Annotated in this window: 22 protein-coding genes; 10 read left to right on the top strand and 12 right to left on the bottom strand. The window is 46.8% G+C overall.

All coding sequences use genetic code 11. The annotated features are described in order from the left end of the window. Positions 1–99 precede the first annotated feature (99 nt). From betB to R7F64_RS11155, 10 genes are all read right to left on the bottom strand, one after another. Positions 100–1560, bottom strand: coding sequence for a betaine-aldehyde dehydrogenase (betB, locus tag R7F64_RS11200; RefSeq protein WP_064354705.1), 1461 nt, complete (start codon positions 1558–1560; stop codon positions 100–102). Positions 1561–1578: 18 nt separating this feature from the next. Beyond that, positions 1579–2178: a transcriptional regulator BetI gene (betI, locus tag R7F64_RS11195; RefSeq protein WP_017820329.1), complete on the bottom strand. Its 600-nt coding sequence runs from the start codon at positions 2176–2178 to the stop codon at positions 1579–1581. A 605-nt stretch (positions 2179–2783) separates the two neighbouring features. Continuing rightward, positions 2784–4805 carry a diguanylate cyclase gene (locus R7F64_RS11190; protein WP_412034463.1) on the bottom strand — a complete coding sequence of 674 codons (2022 nt, stop codon included), beginning with the start codon at positions 4803–4805 and terminating at the stop codon, positions 2784–2786. A 463-nt stretch (positions 4806–5268) separates the two neighbouring features. Continuing rightward, positions 5269–6027 (bottom strand): SDR family oxidoreductase, encoded by a 759-nt coding sequence (locus tag R7F64_RS11185; protein ID WP_318071694.1) that lies wholly within the window; start codon positions 6025–6027, stop codon positions 5269–5271. A gap of 9 nt (positions 6028–6036) precedes the next feature. After that, a complete protein-coding gene (gene mmsB, locus R7F64_RS11180; protein ID WP_054702305.1) occupies positions 6037–6933 on the bottom strand; it encodes a 3-hydroxyisobutyrate dehydrogenase in 897 nt (298 codons plus the stop codon). Positions 6934–6952: 19 nt separating this feature from the next. Beyond that, entirely contained in the window at positions 6953–8083 is a 1131-nt protein-coding gene (locus R7F64_RS11175) for an enoyl-CoA hydratase/isomerase family protein (RefSeq protein WP_064376640.1), read from the bottom strand. Between the two features lie 10 nt (positions 8084–8093). Continuing rightward, entirely contained in the window at positions 8094–8870 is a 777-nt protein-coding gene (locus R7F64_RS11170; protein ID WP_005382662.1) for an enoyl-CoA hydratase, read from the bottom strand. Between the two features lie 49 nt (positions 8871–8919). Then, positions 8920–10074: an acyl-CoA dehydrogenase family protein gene (locus R7F64_RS11165; RefSeq protein ID WP_006741037.1), complete on the bottom strand. Its 1155-nt coding sequence runs from the start codon at positions 10072–10074 to the stop codon at positions 8920–8922. A gap of 95 nt (positions 10075–10169) precedes the next feature. Then, positions 10170–11663: a CoA-acylating methylmalonate-semialdehyde dehydrogenase gene (locus R7F64_RS11160; protein ID WP_318071693.1), complete on the bottom strand. Its 1494-nt coding sequence runs from the start codon at positions 11661–11663 to the stop codon at positions 10170–10172. Between the two features lie 70 nt (positions 11664–11733). Continuing rightward, positions 11734–12912: a thiolase family protein gene (locus R7F64_RS11155; protein ID WP_046264876.1), complete on the bottom strand. Its 1179-nt coding sequence runs from the start codon at positions 12910–12912 to the stop codon at positions 11734–11736. Positions 12913–13121: 209 nt separating this feature from the next. On the opposite strand from R7F64_RS11155, the gene R7F64_RS11150 reads away from it, so the two are divergent. The 7 genes from R7F64_RS11150 (at position 13122) to R7F64_RS11120 (ending at position 20753) form a co-directional block, all read left to right on the top strand. Then, positions 13122–13508, top strand: a complete 387-nt coding sequence (locus R7F64_RS11150; protein ID WP_005373242.1) for a MerR family transcriptional regulator — start codon at positions 13122–13124, stop codon at positions 13506–13508. Between the two features lie 45 nt (positions 13509–13553). After that, complete coding sequence (locus tag R7F64_RS11145) at positions 13554–14723, top strand: isovaleryl-CoA dehydrogenase (protein WP_033906445.1); 1170 nt, start codon at positions 13554–13556, stop codon at positions 14721–14723. A gap of 115 nt (positions 14724–14838) precedes the next feature. Continuing rightward, positions 14839–16446, top strand: coding sequence for a carboxyl transferase domain-containing protein (locus tag R7F64_RS11140; RefSeq protein ID WP_053304724.1), 1608 nt, complete (start codon positions 14839–14841; stop codon positions 16444–16446). 104 nt (positions 16447–16550) lie between these two features. After that, a complete protein-coding gene (locus R7F64_RS11135) occupies positions 16551–17333 on the top strand; it encodes an enoyl-CoA hydratase-related protein (RefSeq protein ID WP_054702315.1) in 783 nt (260 codons plus the stop codon). Beyond that, the gene (locus R7F64_RS11130) at positions 17326–19374 is read left to right on the top strand and encodes an acetyl/propionyl/methylcrotonyl-CoA carboxylase subunit alpha (protein ID WP_318071692.1); all 2049 of its coding nucleotides are present in this window, start codon (positions 17326–17328) and stop codon (positions 19372–19374) included. The genes R7F64_RS11135 and R7F64_RS11130 overlap by 8 nt, the downstream gene beginning before the upstream one ends. After that, positions 19355–20257, top strand: coding sequence for a hydroxymethylglutaryl-CoA lyase (locus R7F64_RS11125; RefSeq protein WP_318071691.1), 903 nt, complete (start codon positions 19355–19357; stop codon positions 20255–20257). Before R7F64_RS11130 ends, R7F64_RS11125 begins: the two co-directional genes overlap by 20 nt. Positions 20258–20432: 175 nt before the next feature. Beyond that, positions 20433–20753: a DUF1840 domain-containing protein gene (locus R7F64_RS11120; protein WP_318071690.1), complete on the top strand. Its 321-nt coding sequence runs from the start codon at positions 20433–20435 to the stop codon at positions 20751–20753. Positions 20754–20851: 98 nt separating this feature from the next. Here the strand turns inward: R7F64_RS11120 and R7F64_RS11115 are convergent, their stop codons facing one another. Continuing rightward, positions 20852–21718 (bottom strand): mechanosensitive ion channel family protein, encoded by an 867-nt coding sequence (locus R7F64_RS11115; RefSeq protein WP_005373258.1) that lies wholly within the window; start codon positions 21716–21718, stop codon positions 20852–20854. A gap of 334 nt (positions 21719–22052) precedes the next feature. Here R7F64_RS11115 and R7F64_RS11110 point away from each other — a divergent pair, with 334 nt between their 5' ends. Next, positions 22053–22601, top strand: a complete 549-nt coding sequence (locus R7F64_RS11110; RefSeq protein WP_318071689.1) for a sugar O-acetyltransferase — start codon at positions 22053–22055, stop codon at positions 22599–22601. Between the two features lie 9 nt (positions 22602–22610). Here the strand turns inward: R7F64_RS11110 and R7F64_RS11105 are convergent, their stop codons facing one another. Continuing rightward, on the bottom strand, positions 22611–24026 hold the full coding sequence (locus R7F64_RS11105) for a PLP-dependent aminotransferase family protein (protein WP_318071688.1): 1416 nt from the start codon (positions 24024–24026) through the stop codon (positions 22611–22613). A 154-nt stretch (positions 24027–24180) separates the two neighbouring features. Here R7F64_RS11105 and R7F64_RS11100 point away from each other — a divergent pair, with 154 nt between their 5' ends. Beyond that, the gene (locus tag R7F64_RS11100; protein WP_182015882.1) at positions 24181–25545 is read left to right on the top strand and encodes a cytochrome ubiquinol oxidase subunit I; all 1365 of its coding nucleotides are present in this window, start codon (positions 24181–24183) and stop codon (positions 25543–25545) included. Positions 25546–25573: 28 nt separating this feature from the next. Beyond that, positions 25574–26581, top strand: a complete 1008-nt coding sequence (cydB, locus tag R7F64_RS11095) for a cytochrome d ubiquinol oxidase subunit II (protein WP_047101326.1) — start codon at positions 25574–25576, stop codon at positions 26579–26581. The last annotated feature ends 20 nt before the right edge of the window (positions 26582–26601 follow it).

The following is a 26601-nucleotide window of genomic DNA, read 5'->3' as shown; positions in this document are numbered from 1 at the left end:
GGAAATTTTGATAAGTAGTTAACCTACAATCAAAATTGACAACGTAGTTATCGAGCATTTTAACAAGCTAAAGTGGTCAGTTATCTACTATGAGTAGTATCATTTGTAAGGGCTTTCGAAGTCGCTTAGCTGAACCAGAACACTCTTCGTTTGTGTGTAATGTTTAAGGGTTTCGACTCCGTTTTCACGGCCAACACCTGATTGCTTGTAGCCGCCAACTGGCATTTCCGCAGGTGAGTCACCCCATGTGTTCACCCAACAAATACCCGCTTGAACTTGATGGATCACACGGTGCGCACGAGATAGGTTTTGAGTAAATACACCTGCCGCTAAGCCATAATCGGTGCCATTTGCACGCGCAATCACTTCCGACTCATCGCGGAATTTCAGAACTGACATTACCGGGCCAAAGATTTCTTGTTGAACGTGGCTCATGTCATCATCGCAATCGACAAATACGGTTGGAGCAACAAAGTTACCATTAGCTAGGCCATTGTCTGTTACTTTGTAGCCGCCAGTCAGTAACGTCGCGCCACTCGCTTTCGCGGCTTCAATCGCTCCTAGAACTTTCGATTCATGATCTTTAGAGATTAGCGCGCCAATTTGCGTGTTCTCATCAAGCGGATCGCCGACGACTAACAACTCGGTTCGGGCTTTAAGCTGTGCGATAAAGTCGTCATAAATACCTTCATGGACAAATACACGTGTACCGTGCGTACAAACCTCACCTTGGGTGTAGAAGTTCGCCACCATGGCCGCAGAAACGGCATCGTTTAACTTCGCATCATCAAAAATAATCAGTGGAGACTTACCACCAAGCTCCATCGTTACTTGTTTTAGTGTCTTAGCGCTGTCACTCATGACGACTTTACCGGTGCCTGACTCACCCGTGAATGACACTTTTGCGATATCAGGATGCGCCGTTAGCATCTGTCCTACTCGGTAATCCCCTTGCACGACATTAAATACGCCATCTGGCATGCCCGCTTCTGAATAAATTTCGGCGAGCTTAAGCGCCGTTAATGGTGTTTCTTCTGATGGCTTGAAGATCATTGCGTTGCCCGCAGCCAGTGCTGGCGCCGATTTCCACATCGCAATTTGAATTGGATAATTCCAAGCGCCAATACCCGCGCAAATGCCCAATGGCTCACGACGTGTATAGAAAAACTGATCGTCGCTGAGCGGCTGCTGTTCACCTTGTAGACTTGGAGCAAGGCCAGCGTAGTACTCAAGAACATCGGCACCTGTTGTGACATCAACCGCGATAGCTTCTTGAATGGGCTTACCAGTATCTGCCACTTCCAATGCAGCCAACTCGTCATTACGCTCACGTAAAATGGCAACGGCTTTGTGTAAAATACGGCTGCGCTCAATCGCAGTCATCGCCGACCATGCAGCAAAACCTTTTTTTGCCGATTCAATCGCTGCTTGAAGATCGTCTTGGTTCGCTTGTTTAATGTTGGCCAATGGCTCACCATTCGCCGGATTGTAAGTGGTGAAGTGTTCATCTGAACACCCGTCGTACATCGCACCATTGATATAGTGTGCTTTCATTTCCATTTTGAAGACCTGTAACTTTTATATTTTTTCAGAATAAAACGTAAGTTGTTTTTCGAGATAATCGTTGATGATGATTCTCGCTCTTTCTGCATCAATGCCTTGCGGGTTGAGCGTTCCGCGCAGCCAAATTCCATCAATAAGTGATGCAATACCATGAGCAACCAATTCAGCCTGCTCTGCATTTAATAATGCTTTGAGTTCTTTTCTTAGGTGGGACAATAGACGTCGTTCGTTGACACGCTGTAAACGCTTGAGCTGCTCGTCATGCATTGAGTACGACCAAAACGCCAGCCAAGTCTTAGCAACTTGGTTTTCTGCCTGATAGCCGACAAAGTTACCGTCAATGATTGCATTAATTCTTTGGTGATGAGCATCACTTGGCAGCTCACGTAACTTCTGTGTGATAGTGGACGAAAGCTGACGCAAGATTTCTCGCATCGTTTCCTCCAGCAATCCGTGCTTACCACCGAAATAGTGGTTGATAATCCCCGTTGATACACCGGCTTCTTTGCTGATTAACGAAATACTCGCCGCGTGTAAACCGACTCTATCAATCACTGACATTGTCGCTTTCACAAGCTGCGGTTTTCTGATTTCAGGCATCCCCACCTTTGGCATTTTGCGTCCCTGTTATTTTTAATTGAACGGTTAGTTAAATATAAAATGCCTGAAAATTAATTCGAACTCAAATTATTTTTAAAGAAAAATGTTAGTAAAAAAGGATGAAAAGTTGAGGGTGTACGAAAAATCGCTCGGTAAGAACTTGTCGGGATAACTAGATTTCAGTTTAAGAACAAACAAACAAGAAAAACAAAATCAAACACTTAACTCTTTCTCTATTTTTAAAACGATGATGAACGAGTTGATTTTTGAACAACAAAAATCTGTGCCACAAAAAATTTATATCGACCACTAATCATTTCACCTGTACACGGTTTATTTGTACAAAGAATAGACACACTAGTTTGTTATAGTTTTGTAGACACAAGTGGCATTCGCACTTTGAAGGTGAAGGAGGCAAAAAGAGAGGTTATGTTGAACGCCATGAATATGCGATTCGATATCCTTAAGCCATTTTTAAGTAATATCGCCAAGTGACTTTAAGATGTTAGATTCAGCGTTTTATATTCGAAGCAAGGATCTCAAAGTCACTTGGCTATCAAAGTAAATGGGAGGGATAAGTTCAGATTCATCGTGCGATGAGCCTGAACTCTTGATTTCTGTTACGCTAGCGAGCGACCTTTCACGCAGTTGCGTCCGTTCGCTTTCGCTTGATAAAGCAATTTATCGGCCTGATCGCAAAGTGATTTAAAGCTCATCTCATTATCTTCAGTGGTAACGACTCCAAAACTACAGGTCACTCTCACTTCTTCTTTCTGTTCCGTAACAAAGCCATGTAGGGATAAAGCGCTACGTAAACGTTCGGCAGTAATAAGGGCGTTTTCATGGTCTGTATTGGGCATAACAACAACAAACTCTTCACCACCAAAGCGAGCAACAATGTCGTTTTCACGTACAGTTTCCTCCAACACTTTGGCAACGCCCGTTAGTACGGTATATCCAAACACATGCCCATAGGTATCATTTACCTGCTTGAAATAATCCACATCGATTAACGCTAAAGTTACTGGCCCCGATTGTGGTTTATTTGGCACCATTTTCTGTTTATCGAGTTTGCTATCTACCCATTTATTTAAAGCTAGATAACCGTACTTAACTTGCTCGACTTGCTCAAAAACAAAGTGTTGTATTTTTTCTTGCTTAGATTGAGGTACCGGTTTCTCTTTTCGCTCACGCCTCACTTCTACTGGCATAGTGAACCAGTCCTCTAAAAAACGGCGATTGAACAACCCTGTCAATGTGTCTGTCTTTGCGAGGCGACGCATTCTCAAACGCGAGCGATTGACGACGAGAAATACTACCGCCATCAAAAATAGAACACCGATGAGCGCAAGTAGCGCTTCACCCAATAAGTAAAAAGTACGACGGTTATTTTCTAGCTCCATACGCTGCAAAACATTGTTCCAGTTGAGATCTTCGTTCTCATATTCAAGTCGTTCCAACTCAAATAACGTCTGCTGGCGCTCAAGATTTTCAACTTCTCTTTGATTGCTAAATTGGATAAATTTATCGTGATAGTTACCGTAAGTTTCGAATGCTAGTTTAAAGTCATTGCTTCCCGCATAGGCCATAGCGGCGACTTTTAGTAGCTCCATTTGCTGTTGCTTGACGTATCGACTCTCTATAATCTCCGGCAGCATTGGCGCGATCATCGCTAAAAGTATTTCAAATTGCTGCTGCTCTAACATATATTCGGCTTGTAACAACTTAAATGTTGCCAAATACGCGCTAGACGTTTCTCTGTACTGTAAATTCTCCGCCAGCTTCAAGTGGTTAACCATCTTCTTTTCTTGTTTCGTCTCGCGATATAAAGCTGCAAGTTCAAGGTTAACTCGAAATCTAAAGCGTCCATCACCGATAATTTGAGCCAGCTTTAACGCTCGCTGATATGACGCTATCGCCTCTTCGTATTGGAACTGTGCTTTATGAAGTTTCGCTATCGTCAAAACGCTCAACAACTCATTGAACGACATACGCCTATCCCTAAAATAGCGATATGCTTGTTCCAAAAGCGCCTCAGATCGGTCGTAACCCTGAATTTTGACAAGTACGTCACCTAGCTCTAGTGCTGCACGTTCGACCAGCCCGTGAACACCTGAAGATTCAGCCGCATCCATGGACGACATAAGTGCAGCATAGGATTTTTTAAACTCACCTTGCTCATCGTAATAGCGTCCTTTTAGCAACAGGATTTCTGATTCAAGTTGCTTATCACCATTCTCACGCGATGTTTCCAACAAGCTATCCAACGCAGAAAGCGCGGTATCGATATCGCTCTTTCCAACCATAGTTCGCATCTGAATCAACTTAAACAGGAGATACTCATGGCTCTGTGGACGCACAAGCTCCAATCCTTTTTGAACGACACTCTGACTCTCTTCTACGCGCCCTAGCAGCTCTAAAACCGTGGCCTTGGCAAGCCAGTAACGCACCAACAGCGCTGTTGGTTGGTTTTGTAGTAAAGACTCTTCTTCTAACGCTTCAATCAAAGCTAAAGAACTCTGAGGTAATGCGTAAATTTGATTTTCGATGCCTTCTAACGACTGTAAAAACTTACCTTCCTGTTCCACCTTTTCTGTGGAGGCCTGAACAGAAAAACACAGACACCCCAATAATAGCGGCATCGTCCTAAGCGAATGAAATAGTGACATTATTGCTCTTCCCTAATGGGTAGTTACTTCAGTGTAATTGAGAATTCTGATTATTTATTATTAAGACAACTGAAGGTTATTCAGTCAGCCTCATATTCCCATGTATTTTGCGCTGAATAATAAATCACCATCTTTAGATGCCGAAATAGTTTTCGGTCACAATATAACCAATGAGAGTGTTTTTTACACACCAAGAATAATGATCTCGTTAGTGAGACAAAAGTTCGTCTTAGTTGTGAGTTGATACATTTACATGACAAGCAATATAGAACTAACCATTCACATTAGAAATAGAGTCAATTTTTATACCGTTCGATGAGATAGCAGTCGACCATGCATCCAATACATTTTTCAGATAGAAGCAATAAAAGAAAGAAGAAAGTGGAAGGAAGCGGACAATCAAACTCGCTCCCCTTTTTTTATGTTGCAGAGGGGGTTACATTCGCATTCCGCCATCGACTTCGAACACTCGTCCGGTCACGAATTCGTTGGTTAACACGTATTTTATGGTCGATGCAATTTCATCCGCCAAACCTAAACGTCCAACCGGAATCATTCCGATTAAACGTTCCATCGCTTCAGGTTTTATTTGGTCTGTCATGGCAGTTTTGATGACACCCGGAGCAATCGCCACTGAGCGAATTCCGAAACGCCCTAACTCTTTCGCCCACACCGTTGCCATGGTGGATACCGCCGCTTTAGATGCTGAATAGTTGGTTTGACCAATATTCCCGGCACGCGCAACGCTGGATATGTTGATCAGAACCCCTTTGCTATCGGTGTTCAGCATTACCCTGCTCGCTTCACGGCCACACAGGAAAGTGCCTGTTACATTCACATCTAGAACAGACTGAAATTGTTCCAGCGACATCGTGTTAACCTGACCATCTTTGACTTTAATGAACATACCATCACGCATAATACCTGCGTTATTGATAACGCCATTGAGCTGCTTGAAATCTGCCTCAATTTGCTCAAAAGCAGTGCACACCTGCTGTTCGTCAGTCACGTTCGTCACATAAAAGCGAGCGGTAACGCCGAGAGATTCACATTCCGCTTTCGTTTCAGCCAGTTGCTCTGAATTGAGGTCGATAAGCGCAAGATGAACGCCATTTTCCGCCAGTGACAGTGCCATTTGTTTACCCAGCCCCTGCCCTGCCCCCGTGATCGCAATGACCTTATTTGCTAACTCCATAAGCGCTCCTTAGGCCTGATTTTGCTTTTGGTAGAACTCAAACAAGCTTGAAAAATCTTTTTGCCCGTTGCCCTGACTGTTGTGAAAATTAAACAGATTACGAGCCAAGCTGCCCATTGGCGTTGATGTTTGACTGGCAACCGCCGCTTCCATCGCAAGACCCAGATCTTTAGCCATTAACTGGCTCATAAAGCCGCCTTGATAACCATTGCTTGCAGGCGTACTTTCCATCACACCTGGACAAGGGTTATAAAGCTCTAGCGCCCAGTTACGCCCTGAACTTTGCAACATGATGTCGGAAAGCACTTTGGGATCGAGTCCGTTTTCCATCCCTAAATTGAGTGCTTCACAGGTGCCGCTCATCAAAATGCCCAACATCATGTTATTGCAGATCTTCGCGACCTGACCAGCTCCAGCATCACCCGCATGGAAGATGTTTTTACCCATGTGGCTAAGCACCGCTTTGGCTTGAACAAAGTTCTCTTGTGAGCCGCCAGCAATGAAAGTTAACGTACCTGCTGCTGCGCCCGCAACGCCGCCAGATACTGGTGCATCAACAAAACTGATACCAAGTTGCGATGCTTTTTCGCCAACCAAGCGAGCAGTCGCCGGATCGATGGTGGAAGAATCAATCAGCAAGGAACCTGATTCGACGCTATCTAAGATGCCATCTTGACCAAGATAAACGCTTTGAACGTGTTGGCTCGCTGGCAGCATAGTGACAACCACGTCAACACCTTGTACTGCCTGCTGAACGGAATCGGCACTTGAAGCGCCCAATGCGGTCAACTCCTCAACTGCGTTTGGGTTCAAATCAAATACTTCGACGTTCAAGCCCGCTTTGAGTAGATTCTTAGCCATAGGCGCACCCATGTTACCAAGGCCAATAAATGCAATTTTGTCCATATCGTATTTCTTCCTTGTACTAAAGTGCCGCTATAGCTACCGACGATGCGGTCAGTGGGTATTCTGCTGAGTCAATTGGCGAGAAGAAGCGCTCCAAAACTTGTGGCGTTACGTCAGAAACCGTGCGATGTTGCCAAGTCGGTTGATTGGTTTTATCAATAATCAGCGCACGAACCCCTTCTCTAAAATCACCTTCTAAGCCACAACGTAGTGTTAGGTTAAATTCCATATCAAAACACGCTTTCAAAGAGAGGTTTTGATACTGCGTTAACTGCTGATAAGTGATACTGAGCGACAGCGGACTGCCATAGTTCAGTGACTTCTGCGCATTGACGAACCACTTGTTATCAACGTTAGCACGGCTGATTGCATCAACAATTGACGCTAAGTCACCCGAACATAACTGCTCAATCAATTCCGCATAGGGCATCAACATCCCTTCGGTTGGCTCATCAACTTGTACCGAACGCAGCATAGTGGCGATTTTTTCATTAATGTTTGCTTCATCTTGCCAACTTACCGATGCCAGCAGATCCAGCAGCACTTGCTTGTTTTCTGGCTGTGTAATCCATTGGCTTAACCCCAACGCTTTCATATCTGTTGCGTTAATTTGACAAGCCGTCAAACTTAAGAACAGTGCCAAATGTTTTGGCAACTGGTTTAGGAAGTACGTCGCGCCTACATCTGGGTAAAGTCCAATTTTAATCTCTGGCATTGCAAAGCGGGTGGTGGTTTCTGCTACGCGATGACTTGCGCCCATAAACAGGCCAACTCCCCCGCCCATCAAATAACCATGTCCCCACGCGATGATCGGTTTTGGATAAGTATGAATAAGATGATCACAGCGATATTCGAGGTCAAAGAAGGTTTCCATCGCTGAAAACGCAGAATCAAAATCTTGCTCTTTGTTTTCAAGTGCACGGTAGATCGCTTGAATATCGCCACCAGCACAAAACGCTTTTTCACCTTGAGCATGCAAGAATACCGCGACGACGCTGTCGTCCGTTTGCCATTCACTAAGCTGTTTGTACAACTTCTCAATCATCACGTAACTCAACGCGTTGAGAGCAGCTGGATTATCAAGCTCCAGCACACCAATAACAGAGCCATCAGCGCACTTAAGTTTTGAAACATTTACTGTACCTGTCATTTGGCCTCCGCTAGCTGTTTGTCCATTGTGGCTTGCGCTTTTGCAAAAACGCATTCACACCCTCAGTCTGATCTTGTGTATTGAACAGCTGTAAAAACAGTTCACGCTCCAAAACCAATCCAGCCGCATGAGTTTGGCTGCGTCGACCTTGAATGAGCGTTTTGCACGCAGACACAGATTTCGGTGATTGACCTGCAACACGCTGTGCTAGCTCCATAGCCGCTTCGAGTGCTTGACCTTTCGCCACCACCTCTTCGACTAACCCAATTTTTTCCGCTCGCTCGGCCGTCACACGCTCGCCACACAGGATCATACGCTTCGCCCAACCTTCACCTACCAACGCGGTCAGGTTTTGCGTCCCACCCGCACACGGCAACAAACCTACTGATGCTTCAGGAAGTGCCATTTGTACTTGTTCTTCTGCGATACGAATGTCACACGCCATCGCCACTTCCAGACCGCCGCCCATCGCATAGCCATTAATCGCTGCGATAGAAACCCCATCGAATGCAGAAAGCGCTTCAAACGCTTCACCAAATGCGAACGCCATGTCTGCTGCTTGTGATTTATCACCCGATGCAAAGTTATTAAGATCTGCTCCAGCAGAAAAGAATTTCTCGCCTTCGCCTGTTAAAACCAACGCATAAATAGAGCGATCATTGCTAAGTTCAATCGCCAACTCTTTTAGCTGATTCAAAGACTCAAGCGTCCAAGTGTTCGCTGGCGGATTACTAATCGTGAGCTTGGCAATATGCGCTTCGCGCTCTAGTTTGATTTGTGCCGTCATAATCTTTCAGTCCTTTTTAATTTCTTTAGGTAAGGCTGTGTCTCGCTGACTAAAGCAGCTCAACGCCTTCCGTTAGTAATCGTCTTGCGACGATCAGACGCATGATTTCGTTGGTACCTTCAAGGATTTGGTGAACACGAACGTCTCGGAAATGGCGCTCGACTGGATATTCTTTGATGTAGCCATAGCCACCGTGAATTTGCAGTGCCTGGTCACAGACCTTAAAGCCCACATCAGTAGCAAAGCGTTTTGCCATGGCACAGTACGCACTTTTTTCTGCGTGCTGGGCATCGAGTTTAGCGGCAGCGAGTCGCACCATTTGACGCGCAGCGACCAGCTCAGTCGCCATATCAGCAAGCTTGAACTGCAACGCTTGAAATTGCGCCAGTGAACGGCCGAACTGTTTGCGTTCGTTCATGTATTGCTTGGCTTCGTTCAGTGCTTGTTGCGCAGTACCGACGGAACACGTGGCGATATTGATTCGACCGCCATCCAGACCAAGCATGGCGAACTTAAAGCCTTCTCCCTCTTCACCCAACAGATAGTCAGCCGGAATGCGGACATTTTCGAAGGTAATCATGCGAGTTGGCTGGCAGTTCCAACCCATTTTGGCTTCTTTTTTACCGTAGCTAATGCCTTCGCAATCAGCAGGAACAACGAATGCAGAAACGCCACTCGCTCCTTCACCACAGGAACGCGCCATCACGACGAGAACATCTGTATCACCCGCACCCGAGATAAACACTTTTGCGCCATTGAGGACAAACTCATCACCATCACGCACTGCGCTAGTCGTTAGAGAAGCGGCGTCAGAGCCGGCATTAGGTTCGGTTAAACAGTAGGAAGCGAGCTTTTCACCCGAAATTAGATCCGCGCTAAACTGCTGCGCCACTTCGGCTTTGGCAAAGCTGGTGATCATCCACGTCGCCATGTTGTGAATGGTCATAAACGCAGTAGTCGCGGTACAACCCATAGCCAACTGCTCGAAAATGATCGCCGCATCCAAACGAGATAACCCCAAGCCACCGTGCTCTGGTGGCGTGTAGATACTCAAAAAGCCCAGCTCACCCGCCTGACGCAGTACATCTTTAGGGAAGTGATGGTTTTCATCCCACTCGGCCGCGTGCGGCGCTAACATTTGGTCTGCAAACTGCTTTGCTACTTCGGCAAACGCGAGTTGATCTTCGTTTAATTCAAAATCCATCTTGAAGTCCTAAGGTCTAATTCGTTGCATTTGTATCCGAGCCAAGCCCTCTAAAAGGATGAAGGGCTTGGCTAGAGGTGTCGCTAATCCAGTAATTAGCTAAGTTGAATAGTCATGTTTGGACCGCTTGGAATGTCATCTTCAAACCAACGCGCGGTGACAGTTTTCGTCTCGGTGTAGAAGCGAACCGCTTGTTTACCGTAAGCATGCAGGTCGCCGTAGAAGCTGCCTTTCCACCCAGTAAACGAAAAGAACGGCAATGGCACCGGAATCGGTACGTTGATTCCTACGTTACCTACTTCGATATTGTGTTGATACTTTCTCGCGGCAGCGCCGTTCGCCGTGAAAATAGACGTACCATTACCAAAGCGGTTTGCATTTATCAGTTCAATCGCTTCATCTAGGTCATCCACTTCCATAGTTAACAGTACAGGCCCGAAAATTTCTTCCTGATAAATCGACATGTCTGTGGTCACGTTGGTAAACAGTGTTGGCCCCACCCAGTTACCGTTCGGGAAGCCAGGTACTTGGCAGTCTGTCCCGTCCAGAACACAATTCGCGCCTGACGCTTTGCCTTCATTAATCAGATTCACCACTCGCTGCTTCGCTTGAGGGCTAATCAGTGGACCATAACCGGCGGTTTCATCATCCCACGCGCCAGGCTGAACCTGAGCTAACGCCTCTTTAAGCTCTGGAATCCATTCTTTGGTTTCGCCGACAAATACGGCAACCGAAATCGCCATACAGCGTTGGCCTGCAGCACCAACTGACGCGCCAACTAGGTTATTGATGACTTGCTGTTTGTTTGCATCCGGCATGATGACCATGTGGTTCTTAGCACCTGCAAATGACTGCACGCGTTTCAGGTTGTCTGTACCTGTTTTGTAGATGTACTCACCAACGGGCACAGAGCCAACAAAAGAGATCGCACGAACAACTGGATCAGTCAGAATGCGGTCGACTTGCTCTTTGGTACCGTGAACAACTTGCAATACGCCTTTTGGTGCGCCAGCTTGTTCAAACAGCTCCGCCAGTTTCATTGCCGTTAGTGGCACTTGCTCTGACGGCTTCAAAATAAAGGTGTTGCCACAAGCGATCGCCATCGGGAACATCCACAATGGGATCATCGCAGGGAAGTTAAACGGTGTGATGCCAGCACAAACACCGAGCGGTTGAATGTAAGAGTAACCATCAATATTGGTCGCGACGTTTTCCACCGTTTCGCCCATCATTGAGCTACAAATGTTTGCAGCTTGCTCTACCACTTCAATTCCGCGCCAAATGTCACCCTTTGCATCCGCGAGGGTTTTGCCTGTCTCACTTGAAAGCAGTATCGCCAACTCATCGTGTTGCTCTTTTAACAGATGTTGGTAGCGCAATATCAATCTAGCACGCTCCGGCGCTGCAACTTCTTTCCAGCGTTTGAACGTTTCTGTTGCGCTGGCAATCGCCGCATTCATTTCCGATTCCGTGGCACAAGGTACTTGTGCAATCACTTCGTTGGTTGCCGGGTTGGTTACATCTAGCCATTGTTTTGAATCGGAGATGGCAAATTCACCACCGATATACTGCTTTACTTGTTCTGTCATGATGACATCCTTGCATTTTTCAGCTTGTTACTGACTACTGTTATGTAAGTGAAACTTTGTTGAGAGTGATTTAGCAGATTTCAATCGCGATAGCGGTAGCTTCGCCGCCGCCAATACAAAGCGATGCAACGCCACGCTTACCACCAGTTTGTTTTAGCGCATGAATCAAAGTGACAAGGATTCGATTGCCACTTGCGCCTATTGGATGCCCCAGCGCACAAGCCCCTCCGCGAGGGTTCACTTTGCTCTCGTCCAGTTCGAGTGCTTTCACCGCGTATTGAGTCACGACAGCAAAAGCTTCATTGATTTCCCAAAGGTCCACGTCTGATTTGTCCCAGCCCGTTTTTTCCAGCAGCGATTCAATCGCGAAGACTGGTGCGATGGTGAACTCATCAGGCTGTCTTGCATGCGTGCTGTACGCGACAATTTTGGCTAGAGGCTGAAGGTTTTCCTGACGACCAAACTCACTATCGACTAAGATCATTGCCGACGCACCATCCGAAATGGAACTAGAGTTTGCTGCGGTTACGCCGCCATCTTTGGCAAACGCAGGGCGTAAGGTAGGAATTTTAGTGACGTCGAGTTTGCTCGGTTGCTCATCATCTACAACCAAGGTTTCGCCGCGCCGACTTTTTACGTTAACAGGCACGATCTCTTCTTTGAACAAACCTTGCTCGATTGCTTGCTGCGCACGAGTCACCGACTGCTGCGCCCAGGCATCCATACTTTCACGGCTGAACTGATACTTTTGCGCCGTCTGTTCTGCAAAGACACCCATCAGCTCGCCTTGGTAGGCATCCTGCAACCCGTCATAAAACATGTGATCAAGCACTTGCTCGTGACCTAAACGGAAACCATCACGCGCTTTCTTTAATAGATAAGGAGAAGACGACATGTTTTCCATGCCACCAGCGATGACAGCATGCGCATTACCAGATTGAATAAGGTCATATGCCAGCATCACGGTTTTCATACCCGATCCACAAACTTTGTTCAGTGTCGTACAACCAATCGATTGTGGCATTTCAGCTTTAAGGCTTGCTTGTCTTGCCGGCGCTTGCCCCACACCGGCGGGTAAAACGCACCCCATCAACACTTCGTCTATTTTGTGCACATCGAGTTGGCTTTCGGCTAGCGCCCCTTGAATGGCTTTCGCACCGAGTTCCGTGACATCTGTTGAAGCTAATGCACCTTGAAAAGAGCCGATAGGCGTTCGCTTAGCGGCAACAATCCATGTTTCATTTTTCATTCCATTAACCTTTTGTTGACGTTTACGTCATAACTATACTAACATTTACGTTAACGTCAAGTTTGAGGTTATTGTTTGTTCGAGTGATTCTTTGATTTCGAGTAAATGCGAGTGATATCAAGGCTCAAGAGTGAATGTTGTTTGTTTACTTTAACGTTAACGAATTGTATATTCATGTAAATGTTATACGAAAGTCGTAAGGTTAAGGAATGAACACATTTAAGATCAGCGAGCTCGCGAAAGAGTTCGACATTACTACTCGAAGCATTCGCTTCTACGAAGATTTAGGTCTCCTAACTCCAGAACGTAAAGGCAACACTCGAATCTACAATGGTCGTGATCGAATTAGACTAAAACTGATTTTGCGAGGTAAGCGATTGGGCTTTTCTCTTGCAGATATCAAAGAGTTATTTGAACTCTACGATACCGATCAAAGTACTGAGCAGTTGAACTATATGATTCGGTTGATCGAAGAGAAGAAGGCAGCATTGCAACAGCAAGCAAACGACATTCAAGCGGTAATGATGGAGTTAAATGCTGCGCAGTTGCGATGCCAAAACACACTGAGATCCATGAAAGGCGAAAAAGTCACCTAACACCTCAACTCTGGGATGTAGGTGACGTAAAGGCAAGGACACGCAATGAAATCTACCTACTCTTCCCTGAACTTTGTTTATGACGAAAATACCGATTTGCTTCGCGAGCAAATCAATAGTTTTGCTGCAAGAGAAATTGCGCCGCTAGCGCAATCTATCGACCAAACTAACGACTTTCCAAACCATCTTTGGTCCAAATTAGGTGACATGGGTCTTTTAGGTGTGACCACCAGCGAACAGTTTGGTGGTGCAGGCATGGGCTATCTCGCCCACGTTATCGCTATGGAAGAAATCAGCCGAGCATCCGCTTCGGTTGCGTTAAGTTACGGCGCTCACTCCAACCTTTGCGTCAACCAAATCCACCGTAACGGCACACAAGCGCAAAAAGAGAAATACCTACCTAAGCTCATCTCCGGTGAACATATCGGCGCCCTTGCAATGAGTGAACCCGGCGCCGGCTCTGATGTGGTCTCTATGCAGCTTAAAGCCGAACGTAAAGGCGATATTTTCCTGCTAAACGGCAACAAAATGTGGATCACAAACGGCCCTGATGCACACACCTATGTTGTCTACGCAAAAACCGACCCAAGCCAGCACTCCAAAGGCATCACGGCATTTATTGTGGAACGCGGATTCCCTGGATTTACTCAAGCACAAAAACTCGACAAGTTGGGTATGCGCGGCTCGAATACGTGTGAGCTGGTCTTCCAAAACTGCGAAGTCCCTGCGGAAAATATTCTCGGCGAAGAAAACCAAGGCGTGAAAGTATTGATGAGCGGCCTCGACTACGAACGTGTGGTGCTTGCAGGCGGCCCACTTGGCATCATGCAGGCGTGTATGGATATCGTTGTGCCTTACATTCACGACCGTAAACAGTTCGGTAAATCCATCGGTGAATTCCAGCTAGTTCAAGCAAAAATCGCGGATATGTACACACAAATGAATGCCGCTAAAGCGTATGTTTACGCCGTCGCTGCCGCTTGTGATCGCGGTGAAACCACACGTAAAGATTCTGCTGGCGCGATCCTCTACAGCGCAGAGCTGGCAACCAAGATGGCACTGGATGCGATTCAACTACTTGGCGGTAACGGCTACATCAACGAGTTTGATACGGGCCGTTTGTTGCGAGATGCCAAGCTGTATGAAATCGGTGCGGGCACTTCAGAAATTCGCCGCATGCTTATTGGTCGCGAATTGTTTAACGAAAGCGCCTAATCATCATACCTAGGCGGTTCGAACTCGAAACAACTTCCTTATTCAATCTAAATCTTATTCAACCTAAATAAAGACGGGTGGTGACACCCGTCTACCGAATGGAGATCGGCTATTTATGGCTTGTTTGACGACCAATATTAATACCCATTCAGAGCAGTATCAGGAAAACTACCGCTCTATGGCGTCACTTGTAGATCAACTTTATACCGTGACTGCCCAAATAGAAGATGGTGGCGGTGAGAAAGCCCGCGAGCATCAGCAGAAGAAAGGCAAACTTCCGGTACGTGAGCGCATTCTTGCCCTACTCGACCCTGGTTCGTCCTTTCTAGAAATTGGTCAATTTGCTGGCTGGGATGTGTATCCAGATTACGTTCCATGTGCTGGAGTGGTTGCCGGTGTGGGTGTAATTGACGGCACCGAGTGTATGATCGTTGCCAACGACGTGACTGTAAAAGGCGGCAGTTACTACCCACTCACCGTGAAAAAGCACTTAAGAGCACAAGAAATTGCAGAAAAATGCCAACTGCCGTGTGTTTACTTAGTCGACTCTGGCGGCGCTAACCTACCCCGCCAAGATGAGGTATTCCCAGATAAAGACCATTTTGGCCGTATTTTCTACAACCAAGCCCGTATGTCGGCCAAAGGCATTCCACAAATTGCGGTGGTCATGGGGCTATGTACCGCTGGCGGCGCTTATGTTCCTGCCATGTGCGACGTATCCATCATAGTCAAAGAACAAGGCACGATTTTTTTGGCAGGTCCACCTCTTGTAAAAGCAGCGACAGGTGAAGAAGTCAGCGCGGAAGATCTTGGTGGCGCAGACGTTCACTGTCGCACCTCTGGCGTGGCGGACTATTACGCAGAAAATGATCACCACGCGTTAGAGTTGGCAAGACAAGCGGTTTCTCAAATTAACCACTTGAAACCCGTCCAACTCAAGCAAAAAACGCCACTGGAGCCGCGTTTTCCTGCCCAAGAGCTGTACGGCATCGTCGGAACCGATCTCAAAAAGCCGTTTGATGTTAAAGAGGTCATTGCCCGAATTGTTGATGATTCCCAGTTCGATGAATTTAAAGCCTTGTTCGGCGAAACCTTGGTCTGTGGCTTTGCCCATATTCACGGTATGCCGATTGGCATTGTCGCTAACAACGGCATTCTATTTTCGGAATCAGCACAAAAAGGCGCGCATTTTATTGAGCTGTGCGCACAACGCAAAATTCCTCTGCTCTTCTTACAGAACATCACGGGCTTTATGGTCGGTCAGAAGTACGAAGCCGAAGGCATCGCCAAACATGGTGCGAAAATGGTAACTGCTGTTGCGTGTGCAGACGTGCCGAAGTTTACCGTGGTTATTGGTGGCTCGTATGGCGCAGGGAACTACGGCATGTGTGGCCGCGCTTATGATCCAACCATGATGTGGATGTGGCCAAACGCGCGCATCTCCGTCATGGGTGGAGAGCAAGCGGCTGGCGTGATGGCGCAAGTGACCCGCGATATCAAAACTCGCAAAGGTGAAAGCTGGAGCGTAGAGGAAGAAGAAGCGTTCAAACGTCCAATTGCGGAGCAATATCAGACTCAAAGCCATGCATACTACGCCAGTGCACGCCTGTGGGACGACGGCATTATTGACCCTGCGAAAACCCGTGATGTTGTCGGCATTGCTCTGTCTGCTGCGCTTAATGCGCCCATACCAGACAGTAAATTTGGCATCTTCCGTATGTAGTCGGATGCAAGGCAAACCTTAACTCCTCGCGAATACCGATGTTTAACAAGTAATGGTTAGCGAGCATTGAAATACAGACTGAAATGTCAGACAAAGGAAGTCACATGACCGGACTACTGCTTGAAAAAGACAGCAATGGCGTTGCCTGGTTGAGCCTGAATCGACCAGAAAAACACAACGCGTTTAATGATGAATTAATTGCTTCACTTATCGAAACCTTGGAACAACTTGAGCGAGACGACTCTCTACGCGCGTTAGTATTAACGGCACAAGGGAAACACTTTTCTGCGGGTGCAGACCTTGGCTGGATGCAGTCAATGGCCACCAAAACCGAGAGTGAAAACCTGCAAGACGCACAGCAATTGGCGATGCTCCTGCATAAACTGGATACCTTTAGCAAACCAACCATTGCTATGGTGCACGGCGCAGCATTTGGTGGCGCACTTGGGCTTATCTGCTGCTGCGATATCGCTATCGGCACACCTGAAAGCCGCTTCTGTTTGAGTGAAGTGAAACTCGGCTTATTGCCCGCGACCATCGGACCCTACGTAATTCGAGCGATTGGACAACGCCAAAGCCGACGCTACTTTTTGACTGCGGAAATGATCGATGCCGAAACCGCTCTATCGATGAGTATTCTTCATCAGATAGACGCTCAACCACGTGAAGCCGTCAATCGCACCATTGATCACCTGCTCAACAACGGTCCACAAGCCATGCAGGCAGCAAAAACGCTCTGCTTACGTTGTGACAATCAACCTATCGAGCATTCATTAATTGAATACACCAGCCAAGCTATTGCAACCGCCCGCGTGTCCGCAGAAGGACAAGAAGGACTAGCTGCATTTTTTGAAAAGCGCGCCGCCAATTGGAGGAATCATGTTTAAAAGAATACTGATCGCAAACCGCGGTGAAATTGCCTGCCGAATCATTAAAACCGCAAAAGCCATGGCTATCGAGACGGTTGCCGTCTATTCCGAAGCGGATCGTAGCAGCTTACATGTTAAACAAGCGGATTTCGCTGAATTCATTGGCCCCGCTCCGGCGAGTGAATCGTATCTCGATATCGATGCGATTATCGGTGCTGCGAAAAAATGGCAAGCCGATGCTATCCACCCTGGGTATGGTTTTCTTTCCGAGAACCCGAAACTAGCCAAAGCGTGCAGCGAAAATGGCATCGCCTTTATTGGCCCTTCCACCAGCGCAATTGAAGCAATGGGTTCCAAGTCGCACGCCAAAGTCATCATGTCTGAGGCGAACGTGCCCTTGGTTCCCGGCTATCACGGCACAGACAACAGCGTAGAGCACTTATTAGCGGAAGCTGAAAAAATCGGTTACCCAGTGATGCTTAAAGCAACACAAGGTGGCGGCGGTAAAGGCATGCGAGTGGTCAATAGCGCAGCCGAAATGCCGCTGGCCATCGACGGTGCGCAGCGTGAAGCACTTTCAAGCTTTGGCGATAAGCAGCTTCTAATCGAAAAATGTATATTGCAGCCTCGCCACGTTGAAGTTCAGGTATTTGCAGACCAACATGGCAACTGTGTCTATCTTTCTGATCGCGATTGCTCCATTCAACGCCGTCACCAAAAAGTTGTGGAAGAAGCACCAGCTCCCGGTCTTAGTGATGAACTGCGTAAACAAATGGGTGAAGCTGCGGTTCAGGCCGCTCAAGCGATCGACTATGTTGGCGCGGGCACGGTAGAGTTTTTACTCGATAGCCGAGGTCAATTCTACTTCATGGAGATGAATACCCGTCTGCAAGTTGAACACCCTGTCACTGAATTGATCACCGGCGTTGATTTGGTGGAGTGGCAATTCAAAGTCGCAGCTGGCGAGCATTTACCTATTTCGCAATCTGAAATCACCCACAACGGTCATTCAATCGAGCTGCGAATTTACGCCGAAGATGCAGACAATGACTTTATGCCGTCGACTGGCCGCATTGACTACTTAAAAGAACCCGTATCAGACAGTAATGTGCGCCTAGCGTGCGTGCGCGTTGATAGTGGTGTTACCCAAGGCGATAGCATCAGCGAATATTACGATCCAATGATCAGCAAACTGATCGTCTGGGGGCAAACTCGTGATATCGCGCTCAAGCAGCTTAAGCAGGCGTTAAATCAATATCACGTACGTGGCGTAACGACAAACATTGGTTATCTGCACAGCATTATTTCTCAGCCAGCCTTTGCCGAGGTTGAGCTTGATACAGGTTTCCTCGTCACACATCAACAAGGCATAAATGAGCAGCAAGACGTGCCGGATTCTATTTGGCTAACGTTGGCGGCTGTTGCTCACTGGAATGATCTCATTTCAAAATCAGTCAACTCAACGTTACCCGCGCCAACCAAACGAGGTTTTAGACTGTCAGTTGACAACGTATATCGATTTAACTTCACGGATGCCAATGCCAACCATCAGATACGTTTGCAACAATCATCGCAAGATACAGGTTCTCACGTCACTGTCCGATGCGGCGAGGAATTGCATCAAGTCATCCTGCTTGAAAGTGGCAACCAGTTTATCGTCGATATTGATAATGTGCGTTACACCTTTAATGCACTTAGCGATGAGCAACAGACAACACTGTTTTATCTTGGCCAGCAACGCACGTTTGCTCATCAACCTAACTTTGACTCTGCAAAAGATATTGACGATGAACTAAGTCCAACCGCACCACTCAACGGCATAATTTCAGCAGTTATGGTGGCTAAAGGTGACGAAGTGGCGGCGGGCGATCCGCTTTTGGTACTCGAAGCAATGAAAATGGAATACACCATCACGGCTCCGGTAGCAGCAAAAGTCGACGAATTGTTTTATCAGCACGGGGACCAAGTACAGCACGGTTCCATCCTGCTGAATTTGTCTTTGATATCGGATAACGTCAGTGAAGATAAGGAGCGCGAATATGCTACCAGCGAAGGTTAATATCGTCGAAGTCGGCGCTCGTGATGGTCTGCAAAATGAAACATCAGTGACGCTGGTTGATAAAATCCGTTTGATTAACCAACTAAGCAGCAGTGGCTTAAAGCATATTGAGGCGGGATCTTTCGTCTCTCCAAGGTGGGTGCCTCAAATGGCCGATTCCGATCAGGTGTTTGCTGGTATCTCAAAAAAGCCTGACGTGGTTTATAGCGCGCTCACACCAAATCTCGCAGGGTTAGAACGTGCGCTGGAAAGCGGTGTAAAGCGAATTGCGGTGTTTGGCTCCGCTTCAGAAACGTTCAGCCAGAAGAACATCAACTGCAGCATTACCGAAAGTCTCGCTCGATTTGAACCCGTTATCGAATTGGCGAACCAGCATAACATTCCTGTACGCGGTTACTTGTCTTGTACCATGGTGTGTCCATATGAGGGAGTAGTCAAGCCAGAGCAAACTACCAAGGTCGCCAATACGTTGTTTGATATGGGATGTTATGAGATTTCGCTCGGTGATACTGTCGGTAAAGCAACGCCTAATCGCGTTATCGCCATACTGGATTCGTTGTTAACGCTACTGCCAAAAGACGCGCTCGCAGTACATTTTCATGACACTTATGGACAAGCATTAGCCAATATCTATCAAGCCTTGTTAATGGGCATCAACACCATTGATAGCGCAGTAGCGGGGCTCGGCGGCTGCCCTTACGCGAAAGGAGCCAGTGGCAATGTTGCAACGGAAGATGTACTTTATCTGTGTGAGCAACTTGGGATTGAAACGGGCGTTGACCTTAGCGTCATCAATGAAGCGGGTTGGCAAATTTGCCGTGCGTTAGGAAAGTCTCCTGCTTCTAGGGTCGCATTGGCTCTAGGCGATCCGTATAGCTTGTAAATCATCAACTATCATAATCAAATAATGTATTTAAACGGGCATGCAGACGTACGTGCCCGTTTTTTATTGTTACTCATAAAAACCTTAACGCTCAACGGTCTTCATCACATTAATTAGTGCCTGATTTCAGCTACAATTTAGTTTCAAAGCGAACGTATAAAACAGGATCAGGTAAATGCTCATAACATTTCGTTGTCGAAGCCACTCAAACGTCACAATGTTTGGTGATATTGCATTAGATATGCTCAAAATGATGGGTCACAGCGGCAGGGTGCCGGGATCAATTTCCGCTCAAGATGTTCCTGACGCGTTATCAAGATTAACTTCTGCTCTATCTGCGAAAAATGCAGCTGAAGAAAATCTCCATACTGATGTAGACGAGGAGGAAGAACAAGCAGAGCCCGCGGTAAGCCTAGGACGCAGAGCGTTTCCACTGATTGAGTTGCTAAAATCAGCAATCAAAGAAGAATGCGAAGTCATGTGGGACAACCAATAACGCCTTCAAACTGGTTTCTAACGAGGTGAATCCGTGTTGTGACCGCCTCGCTTTGGTTACTCGACACCAAGATAAGAACACCAATACCGCTTATCGCCCTATCCGTTTCTCTCCCTAGACAACTTGATTTGCCCATCAATGTGCACATCTCGTTGTGGAAACGCGATTTCAATGCCGTGCTTTTCGAAAGCTTCGTAGATTTCAAAACGCATGGCACTTGCGACCGAGCGAATACCGCCCTCAACCGTTGAGTTAATCCAAAAATAAGATTCGAAGATCAAAGCATTGTCACCAAAGTCTTGAAAAAACACATCTGGCGCTGGCGAACTCAGAACTTGCGCTTGCTGCGAAGTCACTTCCGCCATTAAGGCAGCAACCTGTTTGACATCGCTCCCATACGCGACACCGACGACGACAGAGCCACGAACTAATCTGTCGCATAACGTCCAGTTGATCACCACGTTCTCAATCAACTGACTGTTGGGTATGAGCATATGAACACCATCGGTTCGTCTGATTCTCGTTGAGCGTGTATTTATTTGCTCGACAGTGCCTTTGGCGCCCTCAACCTCTAAAAAGTCCCCAATTCGGATTGGCTTTTCACCAATCAAAATCCAGCCACTTATGAAGTTGTTAATGATGTTTTGCGCACCAAAACCGAAGCCGATAGCGATGGCACCAGACAGAAAGGCAAACGCGGTAATTGGCACATTTATCATCGAAAGTGTGGTCATAAAAATAATGGCGAGAGCGATGACAAATAATATCCGTTTAACCAAATGAATCACGTTTGGGTCTTTCCCCGATGAAGACATTCTTGACGTAACGGTTTTGATCAAAATTTTCGATAACCATAAAGCGACAATGACCCATGTCGGCACCATCAATATCGCCCACAACGTGATAGGTTGTTCGTTAAAGGTAAACAGTGTTGTTTCCAAAAATGAAATGACCCGTTCGAACATAAAGTGCTCACTCTTGATTCATCGTTGCCAGCAAGCCAGAGCGCATAAGTCTTATATTTTTAGCCCAATCGATAGCGCAAGCGGCTCAATTAAGTTCTTCTTATTAACTATATTGTAATCTATACAAAACGCTTCGAGTGGTTTCCCACTTTGGCTTCAACCGATTAAGCCATTTAGGGAGTACGTCTTTGTGAACTAAACGAGCCAATAAACCAACTGAATACGCAAGGCAAATCAGTGATAACTTTCTGATTTTTAAGCATCAAATTTTCACTTCGAATCACCTTCAATTATTATGCACCTTATTGCGAATAACATTGATGGAATGATTGTTATGTCAGAACTGACTCGGATGCGCTCTGGAGAAACCTATAATTGTCTGGATGAAGAACTAAAGCTAATGCGCGCCAAAACTGCGCAGCTTGTCTTCCAATTTAACCACGAGCCAAACCCAGATATCCGTAGACAACTATTGGCGGAAATGGGCGTCCAATTAAAAAACAGCGCCTGTATAGAGCCACCGCTTCAACTTACCTACGGTTGTCACTTGTCCATCGGAGAAAACACCTACATCAACTGGGATGCCATTATTCTGGACAATGGACAGGTTGAGGTTGGCGCGAACGTCATGATTGGGCCTAGAGTGCAAATTTACACAGCCGCTCATTCACTCGATACGCAAAGGCGCTTAGCTGGAGATGAGATCGCCAAACCGGTCAACATCGGCAATAACGTTTGGATTGGTGGGGGCGCTATCATACTGCCAGGCGTGACCATTGGCGACCAGGCCATCGTTGGCGCTGGCTCTGCCGTAACCAAAGACGTTGTGCCGGGCGATCGAGTTGTCGGAAATCCGGCGCGCTCCATTAAACCAAAAAACTGAAGAAAGTCGCTATTTCGCCAAATGGTCGCGAATAATATTGGCAAGCAGAATGAGAGCATGAACGTATTTGTCATTGAGCTCAAAAGAAGCGTTAAGACGAATACAGTGATCGTATTGTTCTGTCAGGCTGAACATCTTTCCCGGTGCGATGCTGATATTACCTTTTAGTGCTTCTCGATATATTGGCAAGGCATCAATATGCTTGGGGAGCTCTAACCAAATAAAGTACCCGCCGCTTTGGCTTAACACGTTGACTGCTTCAGGTAACAGCTCACTGAGCAGACCCGTCATCTTACTTTTGCGTTCAAACAGCTTTTTCCGTAACTGCTTCAAATGCAATTCATAATTGCGGCTTGTTAAATAATGCACCAATGTCATTTGCACTGGTGCACTCGTCGCTAATGTACTCATTAGCTGTAACTTTTGTACCTCTAGCGCCCGCTTTCCCGCCGCAACCCAACCAATACGTAGCCCTGCGATTAATGATTTTGAAAACGAGGAGCACAACATGGTATTGCCCGTGTCATCAAACATTCTTAGTGGGTAAACCGAGTCATTCTCAGCATGCAGTTCGCTGTACACATCATCTTCAATTACTGGCACGTTATATCGCTGTGTCAGTTCAATCAGCTTTTGTTTTTTCTCGTTGGAGAGCGTAAAACCCAGAGGATTCTGGAAGTTCGACATCAGCCAGCACGCTTTCACATCATGCGTTTGCAGCGCTCGTTCCAATGAGTCTAGGTCAATGCCCGTGACTGGGTCTGTTCTTACTGAGAGCGCTTTCAAACCTAACCGCTCTAAGGATTGCAAAGCGCCATAGAATGCAGGCGACTCCACAACCACCCAATCTCCCTGTCTTGTACAAGCTTGCAAACTGAGCGTTAACGCCTCCAGCGCGCCTGCCGTAATGACAATTTCATCGGGTGAAATTTCAATGCCTTTCGCAGCATAACGCTTCGCGATGATGGTGCGTAATTGTTCGTTTCCCGGCGGTAAGTTATCAAAGGTGGTGGAAATCGGCATATTGCGAGCGGCTGCGCTCATCGCCCGATTCACGTGATATCGTGGGTACAAACTTGGGTCTGGATAGGCAAAGCCAAAATTGATCATGGATGGATTTTTGCTCGCCTGCAGAACATCAAAGATAAACTCATTGATGTCTACCTGCTCTGTCCACGAAACCGCGGCTGGCGCTTGGGGTTCATCTGAACTCTTAATATTGGGAGCGACTCGATAACCAGAGCGCGGCTGTGACGTTACCCAGCCTTGAGATTCCAGAATTTGATAGGCATGCAACACCGTCATCAAGCTTAAACCCGAGTGTTCAGATTGGCGACGCAGAGAAGGCAGCTTGTCACCCGGATGCCATATCCCCGATTTTATCTGCCTTTTAAGCTGTTCCACTAACTCTTGATACTTCGCCAAACGCAAATCCCCTTCCCTAAAGCCGAATTCAAAATAATAACACTTCAATATTTAATCTGTTATAGGTTTATAGTCACTGTCTGTACCTACTTCCCTCATTCCGCTCCTTTTAAAATAGCTCTCTCATAAAACTTAAAAGATCAAAGGAAGTTTAATGTTTGGCCTCGACGCATTTATGCTTGCACGGATACAGTTCGCCTTTACGGTATCCTTTCATATTATTTTCCCCGCTATCACCATAGGTTTGGCCACCTATCTCGCCGTGCTGGAAGGCTTATGGCTAAAAACACGTAATCCCGATTACCAAAAGCTCTATCACTTCTGGTCGAAAATTTTTGCGGTTAACTTTGGAATGGGTGTTGTATCTGGTCTTGTCATGGCCTATCAATTCGGCACCAACTGGAGTGGTTTCTCCGACTTCGCTGGTTCTATCACAGGCCCATTACTGACTTATGAAGTGTTAACGGCTTTCTTTCTCGAAGCCGGATTTCTTGGCGTAATGCTGTTTGGGTGGCGTCGCGTCGGCGAAAAGCTGCACTTTTTTGCAACCTCGATGGTGGCGTTAGGAACGATCATTTCGACGTTCTGGATTCTCGCCTCCAACAGTTGGATGCAAACGCCACAAGGCTATGAAATTATCGACGGACGTGTGGTGCCAACCGACTGGTTTGCTATCGTTTTCAATCCTTCATTTCCTTATCGTTTGGCGCACATGAGCGTCGCGGCTTTCGTCAGTTCAGCACTCTTTGTAGGCGCGTCAGCCGCCTGGCATTTATTGAGAGGCAATCAATCGACTGCGGTAAAAACCATGTTTTCGATGTCGCTCGGGATCTTAGTGTTCCTTGCGCCACTCCAAGCCGTGATTGGCGATGTGCACGGGCTAAACACTCTGGAACACCAGCCCGCCAAAATCGCTGCCATCGAAGGACATTGGGATAACAGTGATGGCAAACCAACCCCATTGATATTGTTCGGCATGCCAAACATGGAACAAGAACGCACAGACTATGCCTTAGAAATTCCTGTTTTAGGAAGTTTGATCCTACGCCACAGTTTAACTGAGCCAATCCCGGCGCTGAAAGACTTCCCGAAAGAGGAACGACCGAACTCACCTATCGTCTTTTGGTCATTTCGAATCATGGTCGGGCTAGGACTTCTGATGATTTTACAGAGCTTCTACAGCATATGGTTACGAAAAAAGAACACGCTTTATACCTCGCGTTGGTTCCTCAAGTTTTCATTATTTATGGGGCCATCTGGTCTTATCGCAATACTCGCTGGCTGGTTTACGACAGAGGTTGGTCGGCAACCTTGGGTCGTTTATGGCGTACAAAAAACGCGTGATGCGGTTTCTGCACACGGAGACCTACAAATGAGCATCAGCCTGCTGTGTTTCCTGGTTGTATACAGCTTGGTATTTGGTTTTGGTTATTACTACATGATCCACCAAATCAAGAAAGGCCCCGATGCAATCGAACACGATGAGCACGACATGACGACCGTTTCAGGCCGCATCTAGAATTTGTCACAAAGTTAAGGTAAAGAATATGCATTTTGATTTATCCGTGATTTGGTTCGCGATCATCGTTTTTGCCACTTTGATGTACATCATCATGGATGGCTTCGATTTGGGTATTGGAATACTGATGCCCTTCATCAAGGATGAAAAACAAAAAGACGTCATGGTCAACAGTGTCGCGCCAGTTTGGGATGGCAACGAAACTTGGATTGTGCTTGGAGGCGCATCTCTATTTGGCGCTTTTCCGATGGCTTACGCGGTGATTATTGAAGCGCTAACCATCCCTTTAACGTTGATGTTGATTGCTTTGATCTTTCGTGGCGTCGCATTTGAGTTTCGCTTTAAAGCATTGGAAAACCACTTAAAGTTCTGGGATCGCTCTTTTATGGTCGGCTCGATTTTAACCACGTTTTTCCAAGGCATCGTTGTTGGCGCGGTAATTCAAGGCTTTGCGGTGGAAAACCGCGTCTTCGTAGGTAGCCAACTCGACTGGCTCAGCCCTTTTCCCATCTTTTGTGGTTTGGGTTTAGTCGCAACGTACGCGCTGCTTGGTAGCACATGGCTCATCATGAAGACGGAAGGTGAACTGCAAAACACGATGCACCGCTTCACTAACAAAACACTACTGGCGATGATCTCCGCATTAGTCATTGTGAGCGCTTGGACTCCACTTGCTTACCCTGCCATTGCGGAAAGATGGTTTTCTCTGCCTAATTTGTTCTACTTACTGCCCGTACCTGTCATTACTGGGCTGGTATGTTTGAAGATTGCCGACTCCGTTAAAAAGCGTAAAGAGCGCAGCCCTTTCGTGATGGCGTTAGTGATCGTGATTCTCGGGTTCGCTGGGCTTGGCATCAGTATCTGGCCAAATATCATTCCTCCTAGCATATCAATATGGGAAGCAGCGGCTCCTGCAAGCAGTCAGCGCTTTATGCTCGTTGGAGCAGTGATCATCATCCCGATCATTCTGGCTTACACCTTTTGGAGTTACTACGTCTTCTCCGGAAAAGTAAAAGAAGGCGAAGCGTACCATTAACGAGTTGATAAGGAGTGAGT

Source organism: Vibrio sp. Vb1980 (assembly GCF_033338615.1).
GTDB classification, from domain to species: Bacteria; Pseudomonadota; Gammaproteobacteria; order Enterobacterales; family Vibrionaceae; genus Vibrio; species Vibrio alginolyticus.
Note: the sequence above shows the minus strand (reverse complement) of the source record. Positions and strands in the feature narration are given on the sequence as shown.

Bases quoted from the DNA above. Each gene is read 5' to 3' on its own strand.
- R7F64_RS11135 (WP_054702315.1), top strand. From the start codon at position 16,551: ATGACCGGACTACTGCTTGAAAAAGACAGCAATGGCGTTGCCTGGTTG.
- R7F64_RS11130 (WP_318071692.1), top strand. From the start codon at position 17,326: ATGTTTAAAAGAATACTGATCGCAAACCGCGGTGAAATTGCCTGCCGA.
- R7F64_RS11155 (WP_046264876.1), bottom strand. From the start codon at position 12,912: ATGAAAAATGAAACATGGATTGTTGCCGCTAAGCGAACGCCTATCGGC.
- R7F64_RS11120 (WP_318071690.1), top strand. From the start codon at position 20,433: ATGCTCATAACATTTCGTTGTCGAAGCCACTCAAACGTCACAATGTTT.
- cydB (WP_047101326.1), top strand. From the start codon at position 25,574: ATGCATTTTGATTTATCCGTGATTTGGTTCGCGATCATCGTTTTTGCC.
- R7F64_RS11175 (WP_064376640.1), bottom strand. From the start codon at position 8,083: ATGACAGGTACAGTAAATGTTTCAAAACTTAAGTGCGCTGATGGCTCT.
- R7F64_RS11145 (WP_033906445.1), top strand. From the start codon at position 13,554: ATGAAATCTACCTACTCTTCCCTGAACTTTGTTTATGACGAAAATACC.
- betI (WP_017820329.1), bottom strand. From the start codon at position 2,178: ATGCCAAAGGTGGGGATGCCTGAAATCAGAAAACCGCAGCTTGTGAAA.
- R7F64_RS11185 (WP_318071694.1), bottom strand. From the start codon at position 6,027: ATGGAGTTAGCAAATAAGGTCATTGCGATCACGGGGGCAGGGCAGGGG.
- R7F64_RS11160 (WP_318071693.1), bottom strand. From the start codon at position 11,663: ATGACAGAACAAGTAAAGCAGTATATCGGTGGTGAATTTGCCATCTCC.
- R7F64_RS11115 (WP_005373258.1), bottom strand. From the start codon at position 21,718: ATGTTCGAACGGGTCATTTCATTTTTGGAAACAACACTGTTTACCTTT.
- R7F64_RS11150 (WP_005373242.1), top strand. From the start codon at position 13,122: ATGAACACATTTAAGATCAGCGAGCTCGCGAAAGAGTTCGACATTACT.
- R7F64_RS11110 (WP_318071689.1), top strand. From the start codon at position 22,053: ATGTCAGAACTGACTCGGATGCGCTCTGGAGAAACCTATAATTGTCTG.
- betB (WP_064354705.1), bottom strand. From the start codon at position 1,560: ATGGAAATGAAAGCACACTATATCAATGGTGCGATGTACGACGGGTGT.
- R7F64_RS11190 (WP_412034463.1), bottom strand. From the start codon at position 4,805: ATGCCGCTATTATTGGGGTGTCTGTGTTTTTCTGTTCAGGCCTCCACA.
- mmsB (WP_054702305.1), bottom strand. From the start codon at position 6,933: ATGGACAAAATTGCATTTATTGGCCTTGGTAACATGGGTGCGCCTATG.
- R7F64_RS11165 (WP_006741037.1), bottom strand. From the start codon at position 10,074: ATGGATTTTGAATTAAACGAAGATCAACTCGCGTTTGCCGAAGTAGCA.
- R7F64_RS11140 (WP_053304724.1), top strand. From the start codon at position 14,839: ATGGCTTGTTTGACGACCAATATTAATACCCATTCAGAGCAGTATCAG.
- R7F64_RS11100 (WP_182015882.1), top strand. From the start codon at position 24,181: ATGTTTGGCCTCGACGCATTTATGCTTGCACGGATACAGTTCGCCTTT.
- R7F64_RS11170 (WP_005382662.1), bottom strand. From the start codon at position 8,870: ATGACGGCACAAATCAAACTAGAGCGCGAAGCGCATATTGCCAAGCTC.
- R7F64_RS11125 (WP_318071691.1), top strand. From the start codon at position 19,355: ATGCTACCAGCGAAGGTTAATATCGTCGAAGTCGGCGCTCGTGATGGT.